The sequence below is a fragment of the Corynebacterium sp. BD556 genome, from assembly GCF_038452275.1.
GTDB lineage: Bacteria > Actinomycetota > Actinomycetes > Mycobacteriales > Mycobacteriaceae > Corynebacterium > Corynebacterium mayonis.
This window is the reverse complement of record NZ_CP141643.1, coordinates 2317527-2330274: the sequence shown is the minus strand read 5'-3', so window position 1 is coordinate 2330274 and position 12748 is coordinate 2317527. Positions and strand designations below refer to the sequence as shown.

At 59.7% G+C, this 12748-nt stretch carries 15 protein-coding genes; 6 read left to right on the top strand and 9 right to left on the bottom strand.

The genetic code is table 11. From position 1 onward, the window contains the following. Positions 1-8: 8 nt before the first annotated feature. Together VLL26_RS11015 and upp are read right to left on the bottom strand one after the other, a co-directional pair. Positions 9-422, bottom strand: coding sequence for a helix-turn-helix domain-containing protein (locus tag VLL26_RS11015; protein WP_342319112.1), 414 nt, complete (start codon positions 420-422; stop codon positions 9-11). A 49-nt stretch (positions 423-471) separates the two neighbouring features. Beyond that, positions 472-1107, bottom strand: coding sequence for a uracil phosphoribosyltransferase (gene upp / locus VLL26_RS11010; RefSeq protein ID WP_342320206.1), 636 nt, complete (start codon positions 1105-1107; stop codon positions 472-474). Positions 1108-1204: 97 nt separating this feature from the next. On the opposite strand from upp, the gene VLL26_RS11005 reads away from it, so the two are divergent. The 3 genes from VLL26_RS11005 to VLL26_RS10995 are packed head-to-tail and all read left to right on the top strand — an operon-like array spanning position 1205 to position 3634. Continuing rightward, entirely contained in the window at positions 1205-1489 is a 285-nt protein-coding gene (locus VLL26_RS11005) for a hypothetical protein (protein ID WP_342319111.1), read from the top strand. Beyond that, positions 1486-2373, top strand: a complete 888-nt coding sequence (locus VLL26_RS11000) for a C40 family peptidase (protein WP_342319110.1) — start codon at positions 1486-1488, stop codon at positions 2371-2373. Before VLL26_RS11005 ends, VLL26_RS11000 begins: the two co-directional genes overlap by 4 nt. A gap of 28 nt (positions 2374-2401) precedes the next feature. Then, on the top strand, positions 2402-3634 hold the full coding sequence (locus VLL26_RS10995) for a hypothetical protein (protein WP_342319109.1): 1233 nt from the start codon (positions 2402-2404) through the stop codon (positions 3632-3634). A gap of 13 nt (positions 3635-3647) precedes the next feature. Here the strand turns inward: VLL26_RS10995 and VLL26_RS10990 are convergent, their stop codons facing one another. From VLL26_RS10990 to trpS, 3 genes are all read right to left on the bottom strand, one after another. Continuing rightward, entirely contained in the window at positions 3648-4349 is a 702-nt protein-coding gene (locus VLL26_RS10990; protein ID WP_342319108.1) for a VIT1/CCC1 transporter family protein, read from the bottom strand. A gap of 377 nt (positions 4350-4726) precedes the next feature. Then, entirely contained in the window at positions 4727-5821 is a 1095-nt protein-coding gene (locus tag VLL26_RS10985) for a YhjD/YihY/BrkB family envelope integrity protein (protein WP_342319107.1), read from the bottom strand. A 59-nt stretch (positions 5822-5880) separates the two neighbouring features. After that, on the bottom strand, positions 5881-6894 hold the full coding sequence (gene trpS, locus VLL26_RS10980; RefSeq protein WP_342319106.1) for a tryptophan--tRNA ligase: 1014 nt from the start codon (positions 6892-6894) through the stop codon (positions 5881-5883). A gap of 61 nt (positions 6895-6955) precedes the next feature. On the opposite strand from trpS, the gene VLL26_RS10975 reads away from it, so the two are divergent. The 3 genes from VLL26_RS10975 to VLL26_RS10965 are packed head-to-tail and all read left to right on the top strand — an operon-like array spanning position 6956 to position 8643. Then, on the top strand, positions 6956-7306 hold the full coding sequence (locus VLL26_RS10975; protein WP_342319105.1) for a GntR family transcriptional regulator: 351 nt from the start codon (positions 6956-6958) through the stop codon (positions 7304-7306). Further along, positions 7307-7993, top strand: coding sequence for an AAA family ATPase (locus VLL26_RS10970; protein ID WP_342319104.1), 687 nt, complete (start codon positions 7307-7309; stop codon positions 7991-7993). A 5-nt stretch (positions 7994-7998) separates the two neighbouring features. After that, complete coding sequence (locus tag VLL26_RS10965; RefSeq protein WP_342319103.1) at positions 7999-8643, top strand: hypothetical protein; 645 nt, start codon at positions 7999-8001, stop codon at positions 8641-8643. Here the strand turns inward: VLL26_RS10965 and VLL26_RS10960 are convergent. The 4 genes from VLL26_RS10960 to VLL26_RS10945 form a co-directional block, all read right to left on the bottom strand. Further along, a complete protein-coding gene (locus VLL26_RS10960) occupies positions 8640-10109 on the bottom strand; it encodes a hypothetical protein (RefSeq protein ID WP_342319102.1) in 1470 nt (489 codons plus the stop codon). The genes VLL26_RS10965 and VLL26_RS10960 overlap by 4 nt on opposite strands. Before the next feature lie 245 nt (positions 10110-10354). Next, on the bottom strand, positions 10355-10945 hold the full coding sequence (locus VLL26_RS10955; protein ID WP_342319101.1) for a DUF3558 family protein: 591 nt from the start codon (positions 10943-10945) through the stop codon (positions 10355-10357). Between the two features lie 75 nt (positions 10946-11020). Then, entirely contained in the window at positions 11021-11809 is a 789-nt protein-coding gene (locus tag VLL26_RS10950; protein WP_342319100.1) for a trimeric intracellular cation channel family protein, read from the bottom strand. Then, a complete protein-coding gene (locus VLL26_RS10945) occupies positions 11809-12723 on the bottom strand; it encodes an exodeoxyribonuclease III (protein WP_342319099.1) in 915 nt (304 codons plus the stop codon). The genes VLL26_RS10950 and VLL26_RS10945 overlap by 1 nt, the downstream gene beginning before the upstream one ends. Between the last annotated feature and the right edge of the window lie 25 nt (positions 12724-12748).

Genomic DNA, 12748 nt, shown 5'->3' with positions numbered 1-12748 from the left:
AAAATACCTTAGCAACCAGCCTCGAAAGGGGGCGAAGTTTGCACCGGTCCCGACTGTAGGTAGGACTCGTGGAAGCGGGCCGTGTCGGCCTTTTCAACCGGCCACGGCACACCCAAAGATGGAAAGGCTTTCGGGTCGTCGCCGCAGTGTTTGGACACGTTGAGCCCACCAGAGGGCAAAAACACCGCCGGCGGGACGTGCAGGGCATGCGCAATCCGGTAAAGCGTAGACAGGGTCGGATCGGCGCTGCGGGCGCAGTTGTAGTGGTTGCGCTCAAGGTTGGAAATCAGGCTGCGTGAGATCCCGGAAAGCTCCGCGAGCCTGCGCTGGGAAACACCTCGCATTACACGGATTGTGCGCAGGCGCTGCGCGAGCACGTACCCGTAGCTCATCCAGAACGAATCCGGCAATGTGCCATTCATGAAAAATCTTCCCCCTTTTTTTCAGTTCCCCCCTTGTGCCCGCAGGCTACTACAAGTCGATATTGCGTGGGCCATAAAGACGGTCGCCTGCATCGCCAAGCCCCGGCACAATGTAGGCCTTGTCGTTGAGGGAGGGGTCGATAGTTGCAGTGACCAGTTTCATCGGTACGCCGAGAGAGCCAAGCTTGTCGACGCCCGGTTGAGCCGACACCATGCAAATGCAAGTGATCTGGTCGGCGCCGCGATCGCGCAGCAGCCTGATCGCGTGGACGAGAGAGCCGCCGGTGGCCAGCATCGGATCAACGAGAAACACCGGCCGGCCAGACAGGTCGTCAGGCAACGCTTCCAGGTAGGGCACCGGCTCGTGCGTCTGTTCGTCGCGAGCCAGGCCAATGAAACCCACCTGCGCATCCGGAATCATCGACAAAGCAGGGTCGATCATGCCAAGACCAGCGCGGATAACCGGCACGATGATAGGTGGCTGGGCAAGGCGGTAGCCACGGGCCGTACCGACGGGGGTGACGCAGTCGAAGGATTCCACCTCCAGCTCCCGAGACGCTTCGTAGATGAGCATGGCACCCAAATCCGCCAGGGCGGCACGGAAGGCGGCGTTGTTGCTGTGCACGTCGCGCATGATAGTCAAACGCGCCGCCGCCAGAGGGTGGTCAATGATGCGGATGTCCAAGGAGCCGTTGGTGAGGTTCGTGCTGTTCATGAGGTTCATGCTAATAATTTTCGGCGGTGGGGGAACCTTTGAGGGGCCGTAACAGTCCAATAGGTCCATGGAAACCTTCGCACTTGATCCAGGGGTCGTCGACAAGCTCACCGCGCAACTTCGCGACGACGCCTTTGCACTCTTGCCCGTTACCTGCCCACCCGTGCCCGCTGTTGGTCCCCTCGCCGCTTTCGCAGCCGCCTTCGGCGCCGCGGTCGCCGCGGTTAATGACCGAGCGGCGGCGCTGCAGCGAGAAGCGCAACGTTTGGCTGATGTCATGGACACCACCTCGACCGCCACGCAGCGCGTCGACACCGGCCTCAGCGGGGCCCTGGCGGTGCTGCGTCTATGATCTCTCCCGCCGCGGTCGCCTCAACGATCCTGTCGCACACTCCCCGCCCACTGCCCACACTGGAAGTTCCGCGCACCCCGATGCTTGGAGCCGCCGAGGAGCTCGCCCGGATCGTCGGCGCAGACCCCTCCTACATTCTCAACGCCACCGTCACCCTCGCCCAGGACAAAGACGCCCTTTCCGGTTCTTTCCACGCCGCCTCGGGCCTGGTCACCACAGCCGCAGCGGACCTTGCGCAGTTAACCACACATTTTCTTTCTCAGGCGAGCCTACTGACCCCGCTAACTTTCAACCCGCTGACCATGCCAGGGGCGCTGTCGCGACTGGGGGCGCTCGCCACAGAGACATTCTCTCGGGCCATGGCAGTATTGCGGCAGCTCGAAGCCGACCTCGCACCCCACGTTGAAAGGCTGCTCACGCTCGTAAACACACCGTGCGTCCAGCCCGGCACAACTTCGCAAGAACTGCACATGCTGGCCGCCGCGGAGACCAACACTTTCCAAGCAGAGCCGACAAATGACAATGACACCGAGGCAGGCTCAGCGGCGGGGCGCGCCGCTGTAGAAGCGGCGAAGTCACAGATCGGCACCCCCTACGTGTGGGGCGGCACCGGCCCCGGAGGTTTCGACTGCTCAGGATTAACGTCGTGGGCCTACCGGCAGGCCGGGGTGGAACTGCCGCGCATGGCACACCAACAGGCCACCGGTCGCCAGGTGTCCTTCGAAGAATTGCAGCCCGGCGACCTGGCTGTCTGGGAGGGCCACGTAGCTATGTACGCGGGCGACGGCATGTACATCGAAGCTGGCAACCCGGTCCAACTCAGCCCGGTTCGCACCGATAACATCGGCATGGCCTTCCACGGCTTCTGGCGTCCGACTGGCTAGCCGGAAGCGTTTAGTAAAATCACCTTTTATGAGCACCCGCGCAATTATTCCCGTCAAGATCGCCCTGAACCGCGGCGACTTTTACACCCTGTGGGCACCGGCCTGGAAGGAACACGGTACCGAATGGCAGGCGTTTTTGGGCGACGAAGAATCAATCCTCGTCTTTAAATCCCCCGAGCAGCTTCTGGCATATATTGAATCCACACCGCGCCACGATCTGACGGACCACCCCAAGTGGGATGCTTTCGAGCAGTCCGGCGCTGACCGCGTCGTGCCCGCTGACGAGCATTATTTCGACATCGTGGGGGCACCTGAGTTCCTGGCGGGCCGCGCCTCTTACGCCAACGTCTCCTCGTTGAGCAAGGTTTTCCACATCGCCCGATCCCTAAGCGCCGTCTCCTCTGCGGAGCAGGCGCAGATCTTCTTCGCTTCCCACTCCATCCTGAACAACGTCTCCCGCGGATCCGAACACTACGCGGGCGAAAACGGCTCCAGCGAGTGGTCCGGTGTGGGCCGCGTTGTCCTGGCCAACTGGGACGCTGTAGTCGAGTCCCTCGACCAATCCGTTCGCCTCGCTCCCGCCCAAGATGAGGCCGCGGTCAACGACGCCGCGGCCCGCATCGCCGCGGCCCGTGCGGAGCGCGAAAAGCAAACCAAGCTCGAAGCTGAAAAACGTGAGCAATCTACCGCAACCGCCGACCCTTACGACAATTCCGTGTGGGCCCGCGCCGGAATCGACCCGGTGCGCGTGACCCTCCAGGGCACAACCGTCTACACTCTGCGTACCTACCTGGGATCTTCCCCGGTTTTTCTCGGCAGGTATGGCGAGATCTACACCTTCCCTTCCTCAAAGCATCTGTCGCGGTGGATGGTGGAAAACGATGACCACGACCTCGCCTCGGTGTCCACCTGGCCGGATCTGGTCAACGCGGCCAACTCCGGCGATCTGAAAGTGGAAGTCCACGCGGACAACTCCTATTCTTTCAACGGCCTAGCCGAGGACATTGCGAAAGGCCCCGACGCCGTTGACACCGCCCAAATGTCGAAGGCCTACGAGCTGCTTGCCGACGCCGCCGACTGGGCCAACGACGATTCCCTGAACTCTTTCTTGTTGGCCAACCCCCGTATGCAGGATTACCTGGCCTACATGATGGGCTCCACCGAAGCCGCCGGCTACGTACCTTCTGCCCCCTTCGATGACAAGGCGCAGGCCTGGAGGGACATGGAAGACCAACTTGTCAAACGCTTCTCCAAGTTTTAGCCCTCCCCTTGTTTTACAAGGCGGTGGCACCGAAGATGTAGCCAATGCCATAGGTGGCGGCCAGACCGAGCGTCCCGCCGACAAGCAATCGAAACACCGCCCGGGCGATGTCCGCGCCGCCGATCTTGGCTGAGGCCGCGCCGGTGGCGGCAAGGGCCCCGAGGGTGACCACGAAGGTGACCGGCACTCGCGCGGGGTCGGGCGGGACAAGCACCGCCGCAAGGGGCAGCAACGCACCGATGAAAAAGGCGACGAAGGACGCGATGGCCGCGGTCCACGGATTGACAATGTCTTCCTCGTCAATGCCGTAATGCATGGCCAAGTGCGCTTTAAGAGGGTTAGTGGCCGTGTGTTCCTGTGCAACCCGCGTAGCGGTGTCCTCGCTGAGCCCCTGCAGCATGTAGCCGCGCACAAGGTGTTTGAATTCCTCGTCCGGGTCTTTCTGGTGCAGGGCTGTTTCCCTTTTCACGTAGGCACGCTCCGTGTCTCGCTGAGAGGACACGGAGACGTACTCACCTAATGCCATCGACACGGCACCGCCGATAACAGCCGCGATACCTGCGGTGGCAATCGCGCTCACGTCGGGAGTCGCGCCGGCCACACCGAGCACGACGGCGGCGGTAGAGACGATTCCATCGTTGGCACCAAGCACTCCGGCGCGCAGTTTGTTGAGGCGCTCGTTGAGGCCGACTGTGGTTATATCTTTTTCACTCATGGTTTTTGTTGTAGTGCACCACACACGTGACTGCAACGAAGGAAAGGCTAAGTTTGCGCTGGTCAACGCCTATGTAGCTAAGCCTACGCTGAAGCTTTTCAACGCCAAACAACGGCTTGCTGGACAAGACCACGACCGTAGGCAAAGGTGGTGCTCCCGCGGGAAGCTTTAAGTTTGCACAACACGCGCCTCGCCTGCACCTTGCGGCCGGACTTTATCCAATGCGAGGAATTCAAATGCAGCGCAACTGAGGGGACAAGGAACAGATGCTTGTTCGCGAGTCGTACCGAAGCGATCAGCTCCCCGACAGGCCAGGCCCTAACCCGTCACCGCTGCTTTCTCGCTGCCGTGGGCGAGGTTTAAATTTTTTTTATCACTCACGATCGGTCTTTTGCCAACAGCGAAATAATGCCAAGGCCGATAGCGCCCAGCACAGCGCCCAACCCGATCGTGCGCCCGGCACGCGAATCGCGGCGGGTCGCAGCACCTGCTCGGACATTGATCACGGCAGGTTCCGGAACCTCCACAGGCGCCGCGGCCATAGATTCAGGAGTGGTGGCGGTCCACGCGGAGACGTAGAGCACAACACGCCAGACCAAGTAGAACACAAGCATCAACGTGATGATCGGGCCGAAAATTGCGCCGGCTGGGTTGCTGGCCGCGCCGCTGACGATCAGCGTGGCGAACTGCTTGATCAGCTCGAACACGACCGCACCTAGCACCGCGCCTTTCATGCCGGACTTCCGGTCCACTTTGGTGCGCGGCATGAAAACAACCAGCCACACCATGACGAGGAAGTTAGCAAGCAACCCGGCGGCTAAGCCGACCAACCAGACAAAAAAGCGCGCCCCTGGGACGTTGCCGACACCGGCTTGTTCCATGAGACTGGTGGTTAGGCTAGAGGAGCCGACCGCAGTGACGGCGAAGGCCAGCAACAAAAGCACGATCAGGCCGAGGAGGCCCAGAAGGTCCATGACCTTCTTTTTTAGGAAGCTGCCGCCGGCATTTCCGTCAATCTTCCACATGGCGGAGATTCCCACACGCAGGTGGTTCATCCAATTCAGGCCGGACCACAAGGTGGTAAGCAACCCGATGCCTGCGACGGAGCCACGTTGCTCGATAGCTGTATCCACCACGCTGGACAACGCCTCTCCCGCGTCGCCGCTTACGGAGTTCGCAATTTGGTCGTGGACCTGCTGGAGCATGTCAGGCCGAGAGGCGAGGAAGAAACCGACACCGGCGAAGATCAACATTGTTAAGGGGAAAAGAGCAAGCACGGAGAAATACGTGATGCCTGCGGCAAGCTGGTTTCCTTCCTCGGAACCGTAACGCTCGTTCATGCGCATAAGGTGAGCCAAGGCGGGCGCGCGCTTTTCCGCCTTAGCAACGGCCCCCTTCTGCTGCTGCTGACGCGAACGTTCGATGCCGTGCTCGTCTGTGTACGCCTTGTGCGGTGACGTCGCGGTAGACATGGGTTCCTCCCAAATTTATAAAGGCCTGGCAGCATTTCATCGTAGAGGAATACGGGCAGTTAGCGGCGGCGGGCGGGCAGAAAACCGACGCGCTCGTAGACGTCGGCAAGCAGCGGCGCCGCAACTTCACGGGCGCGTTGCGCACCGGCGGCGAGGATGCTCTCAAGCTCACCGAGGTCGCTCATCAGCTCGTCGTAACGGGCACGCAGTGGCGTTGTGAAAGCCTCAAGGGCTTCGGCAGTGTCAGCTTTCAACGCGCCATAACCTTGCCCCTCGTAACCGGCGACAAGTGCCTCGACGGTTTTGCCGGTAAGCGCCGACTGAATAACCAAAAGGTTGGAAACACCCGGCTTATGTTCCTTATCAAAGGCGATCACGCCATCATTGTCGGTCACGGCAGATTTGATGCGCTTGGCGGAGGTCTTTGGGTCGTCGAGAAGGTTGATGATGCCCTTCGGATTCGCACCCGACTTGCTCATCTTCGCGGTCGGTTCCTGCAAGTCTTGGATCTTGGAGGACCCCTCCGGGATCATCCCCTCAGGGACGATAAAGGTATTTCCGTAGCGCGAGTTGAAACGCTCAGCCAAAGTGCGAGTCAGCTCGAGGTGCTGGCGCTGGTCCTCACCGACCGGAACGACGTGCGGGGAGTAAAGCAAGATGTCGGCGGCCATAAGCACCGGGTAAGTAAAGAGGCCGACAGAGGTGCGGTCTTGTCCGTGCTTGAGGGACTTGTCCTTGAACTGAGTCATGCGCGAGGCCTCTCCAAAGCCGGTGAGGCACTGCAGCACCCAGGTCAACTCGGCGTGCTCGGGGACGTGCGACTGGACAAACAGAGTGGATTTTGCAGGGTCGATGCCCAAGGCGATGAGCTGGGCGCAACCTTTCAGGGTACGTTCGCGTAACTCTTTCGGGTCTTGATCCACGGTGATCGCATGGAGATCTGGAATGAAGTAAAAAGCGTCGTAGCCGTCCTGCAGGTCGATCCACTGTTTGAGGGCGCCAAGGTAGTTGCCTAGGTGGTAGGAGTCCGCGGTGGGTTGGATGCCGGAGAGAACGCGCTGCTTGTCAGTCATGTTTCACCAATTTACACATTGTCCTTGCGCCGCCACGTTCACCGGATATATAGTTACCCACATGAGTGGTAAACCCATATACGAAAGGATCGCGGATGAGCTCCAAGACCTCATCGCCTCAGGCGAACTAGCCGCGGGCCAACGCGTCCCCTCAACCAACGAACTCTCCCACTTTCACTCCGTCAACCCAACCACCTCCGCCAAAGCCCTCACCACACTTCTGCAGGCAGGCCTAGTAGAAAAACGCCGCGGGCTAGGCATGTTCGTCCTCCCAGGCGCCCGCGAGCAAGTCCTCGCTCAACGCCGCGCAGCCTTCACCAGCAACTTCCTCTCACCCCTGCTACGCGAAGCAGAACAACTCGGCATAACCACCCAAGAACTCACCGACATGATCACGAAGGGAAACAAATAAATGCACACCCCCGGCTTCTACGCCCTAGTCGGCCCCAACGCGGCCGGCAAAACGCACTACCTCAAGACCCTCTTCGGCCCCGGCGCCGCCTTCGTCCCCGCCAGCGCCGACGCACAATTCCTCGGCTACACCGTACGCGATCACATCGCCTGGGCCGGAGAAGCAAAACCCCTCAACCAGATCGAACTAGACTTTCCCGACACCTCCCCAATCCACGAACTCTCCGTCGGCCAGCGCCGCAGCCTCACTATCGCAGTGGCACTCGCCGCCGACGAACCACTACTGCTTCTCGACGAACCCTTCGACGGCCTCGACATCAACACCCGCACCCGACTGCGCGACCTGCTCATCGACCACATTGCCGCCAACCCAAACCGCACCATCATCATGGCCTCACACCGCGCCGAAGACCTCGCAGGACTCGCCGAGTATGCAATCCGCGTCAACGAACACGAAGTGACAGAACCAATCAAGCTTGACGACGCCCGCTCCTCCTTCCCCATCATCAGCGGTGAACAAGGCGACGTCGACAAGCTCATCCGCGGCCGCGAAGTGATATCAACCTCAACCCTCGGCTCCCGTATGCGCGCCCACATGGCCGAACCCCTCGACACCCCCGACACCGTCACGGTGACCTACCCCGACGACACCCACCTAATCAACCTGATCGCATCCCGAAAGGTCTAAACACCATGAAACTATTCCTCAGCCCCAACAAATACATCCTCCCCGTCGCAGGTATCTTTGCCCTCGCAATCTGCATCGCCCTAGGCCGCTTCATCGCAGGCTCAGGAACCACCTGGACCCTCCTCGGCGCCATATTTTTGGGGAAGACCACCGCCACGCTCGCCTCCAACTGGACAGCACTGAACCAACTCGGGGCCAGCTTCCGAAAATTCCTCAGCAGCGGAGTCATATTCAGCGCACTATCCGCCCTCGCCCTAACCGCAGCGGCAGTGACCGCCGGCCAAATTAGTTGGTCGCGCAACCCCCATTACACCTTCTACGACGTCCTACTCATCACCACCGGGCCAACCCCATTTACCGACACAAACGGGGAACCTTACCTCGTTGAATACGCTGGACAAACTCCAGCCACAATCGCTGCCAGCATCGCGCTGACGCTACTGGTATTCACCACAGCAGGCATCACCGGGATCATGACAGGACTCTCCAGGAACAACGGCCAAAGCCTCACCATCTTCATCGGAATAAGCCTCATCATCCTCTTTCTCAGCGATACTGTGGCGACCACCACCGTACTGACAGTGGCAAGCGTGATCTTACTGGCAATCTCCAGCTGGATGATCTCCCGCACGCCCCGTTTCACCCCCTAGAAGTCGCGAGGTTGGCGGACATTGTCCCCGATGACCTCGGGAAGCAGCGCCGGCGCTTCCCCCAACAACGCCCGCAGGTTACCGTCGCGCTCTACCGCACTGGTCACAGCCTTAATCCGCTTCCGCGGATTATCCCGGCCACCACCGGCTGGCCCAACAGGAGCACCAACCGGATACCCACGCGAAGCGTGAGCGCCACTCGATACCCCCGGCGTAACAGATACACCAGGTGATACCAGCCCACCACGCGGCACCGCCGCGCCCGGTACCGCGCCCGGTGCCGCGCCATAGGCCAAACCACGTGAAACCCCAGCACCACCACGACCAGACCCAGCACCACCCACAGGCCCACCACCGATAACACCCCCGCCGAACGCCCCGGAAGCCCCCGCAAACACCGGAGACGACACACCTGCACCTAACCCACCCGAACCTGGCACACCCGCTGATATACCCGCACCTGGGTGCAACGAAGGCGGCATACTCGGCGCTGCCACCGCCGCTGCCTGCGTCGGCGAAGCACCAGCAGACAACGCCTCCAACACATCCGGGTTTACATCACCAAACTGCTCAATCACTTCCTCCGGAGTCTGCGCCTGCGCCACATCCCCAAACCCACGCTGATGAAACGCCTCTGCCACCACACGCGGCAACCTAGACTCACCAAACCCAGGAACTTTCGGCACCGAGACCGACTCGGGTACATAATCATCCCCCGGCATCTCCGACAACGGCTGCAACAACTGATCAAACATCGGGGTAACCGGCACCAACCGCGCTGTCAACATCGCAGGAAAATACGCCAAATACGCTTGCTCAAACGGCACCTTCTCCTCCGGAGACGGCAACGCCATCCATGTCCCATGCGCCACCGTAGTCTGAATCTGCATCTCCTTCGCCACAGCCGCCAACGTCGACGTATGACCCGACAACGCACCAGCCTTAGCCGCAAAATCCCCGCCAACCCACTGAATACGATTCACCCGAGCAATCGCCTCACTCACCCAACTCGTCTCAGCCGACGACGCCAACAACGCCTTAACACCATCTAAGGACGCAACAGCCCGAGCAATCGCTTCCGCATCACTCGCCCACTGTGCAGCAGCATCGACCGCTATTTCCGGAAAAGTCGCCATAATCTGCGAATGCAACCCCGGCAACGACGACTGCGGACCCGCCACCGCAGGCGTATTCGCAAACCGACCAATCGTCGGATTGATCAACACCGGCGCAGGAGAACCCTTCTCCACATCCTGCACCCGCTGCTTAAAAACATCATTGCTTCCCACACCGATATCCGACATCACCATTGAAAAATCGGCATCCGCCATCAACGTGTTATTCACATTCGATTCCAATAACGCCGCCGCGTTCTTCATGTAAATGACAAATGCTCTCGCCGCCGGAGGCTGATACTCACCAATGATTGTTTCGTGCGTGCGCCCCGCGTGATCGAGGCCCGACACAGGCGAAAAGTCCCTAAGAAGAGAAGAGTCAACATGAGAAGCTACCCGACCGAATGGACTGAACGCCTGTGACACGGATTGCAGTTTGTCGATCGCAGATTGAATCGACTCAACGTCAATGCTGATTTGTGACATGTTTTTACCCCCAAAGAAATCTGCTGCTTGATGCAAGAAAAACAATAAAGGCCGCAAGACCACTGTGCAGCAAAGTTTGTGTCACTTAAGTGACACCCAGCAACGAAACCTCACCGACCCAAGGAATACAAAAGCTCAAGGTTGTGCCGCGCAACTGCACACAACTCCTGATAGGAAAGTTGCGTGTCCCAAGCCTCCGCAAAAGCCATCAACGTTCCCCTCGTTGTTTCCACCCCAAAAAAACATATGAAATCCCCTTCTACAAATGGAATCTCATAGGAGTTAGGGATAATCGCAGACTCATCAACCAAGGGACGTGGAGTTCTTTCCTCAGCGCTCTTCGTTTTGACGGCGCTAGTTAAAAATCCCGTGTCCACGAGGTAGTCTTGCGGAACTATGTCGCAGCCAACAGATTGAGATTTAGGAAGCACAACCGGCTCTCCCACCACCAAACCCAGTGACGCGAACTCCTCCTTAGAGATCTCAGTGCATGGATTGAAAATATCGTCCCAAATCGTAGTCGGGTCATACTCCCCCAACACCAAATCACCACTATGAAAATGGAAAGCAGCCGGCGCCTCCTCCACCTGTGATTGCGCAACCGGAACCACAGAACTATCCACCGGCTGCTCCTGTCGAACCCCACCACACCCGGCAAGCCCGATCACAACCCCCAGCAACACAACGACAAAACCGCGCATTATCAACCCCCGGAAAACAAATAGCTGCTCTCCCCGATCATCCCTGTGGTGCGGCACTACCGCAACCTAGGGCTTCTATTTTCCCGGGCGGCGTTGTCTGCTGTCGCGCTTGGCGGGGCGGGCCTGGGTGATGCGGCGCAGGCCACGATAGGCCCGGCGCGCACCTGGTATCTTGCGCCCATTTGCGGAGAGGAACACGGTGAATTCCTCGCGCGGATTAATCGCTTTCACCGCTTCCTCATCGTACTCGTAGATCGGCAAACTCCAACCTCGCTTAAGGCTGATTAGACGCAGGCTCAACACGGTGGCCAGGGTGACAACGACGTTGATCCACTCGACCACCCCAAAGTTGTGCAGCAACCACCAAACGATCGTGCCGATTACTGCGGTGGAGGCGTACATCTCTTTACGGAACACCAGCGGCACTCGGTCGGAAAGCACGTCGCGCATCACACCGCCGGAGACACCAGTGGTCACCGCGGCGACGCACGCAATAATAAAGCCGTGGCCTTCGGACACAGCGACTTGGATGCCGAGAACCACGAATGCTGCCAGTCCGATGGCGTCTGCTACAAGAAAGAAGCGGCGAAGCTGGTACATCAACCAGCTAATGCGCACCGTGATCACCGAAGCGATAATCACCACCAGTAAAAACTTCGGTTCCTCCACCCAAGTCAGTGGGTAGGCGCCGAGCAAAATGTCGCGGACTGTTCCACCGCCTAGGCCGGTCAATGCGCCGAGTGTGATTACACCGAACAGGTCCATCTTCATTCTGCCGGCAGAGACCGCGGCGGTCATCGCCTCGGCGGTGATGCCGATAACAAACAGGACGGTGAGCAGCCCTGCGGTGTCAAAATCGGTCATCAGTTGTATTCCACCAGCAGCGGCGAGTGGTCGGACCAGCGTTCTTCCACAGTCGGGACTTTCTCGACCCAACTTCGTTTTGCCCGCTCAAGCATGGCGGCGGTCGCGGCTTGGTAGTCAATGCGCCACCCAGCGTCGTTGTTGAAGGCCTGTCCGCGGTACGTCCACCAAGTGTAGGGTGCGTGATCGGGCTGTAGGCGCCGCGCCACGTCGAACCATTGGGGATCGCGGTTTGCTTCACGACGCCCCTCAGACACGTAGCCCACAGCCCCCGACCACCCGTCGGCCTGCTTGTCCTTTAGGTCTTGTGCCTCCTCGTCTGGGAAAGTACCGAACACCGAATCCATAAAAGCGCGCTCGTGGGGGAGAAAGCCCGACTTCGTGCGGTTCGTCCGCCAATTCTTCAGGTCCTCACGGCGGTGGCAGATGTTCCAGTCGCCGCCAATGACCATGCGGGGATAAATACTCGGCCAGTTGTCGAGAAGCGGCTCAAAGCGATCAAGGAACTCGTATTTCTCATCTTGTTTTGCTGTTTCGGCGGCGCCAGAGGGAAGGTAGAGGGAAGCGACCCGGGTGCCGTCGACAAGCGTGCCCGCGATGAAGCGGCCGGAATCTTCGAAGCCTGGAATCCCGATCTCAACCTCAGCAAGTGGCTCCCGACTCAAAATGCCAACGCCCGCACGACCTTTTGCCCCTGGCGCCTCAGCGGGTGCGACCACCAAATGCCAGCCATTGTCCAAAGCCGGCTGCAGGGCCGTGACCGCCTGGTCGCCCGAGGCACGGACTTCCTGCATAACAACCACATCGGCGGCGGTGTGCCGAAGCCACTCGAGCATGCCATGGTTGATTTCGCTGCGCACTTTCGTGGCTGCGCGGATGCCGTTGACGTTGACAGACGCGATGGTGAGACTCATGCGCAACACCCTACAACGACCGCGG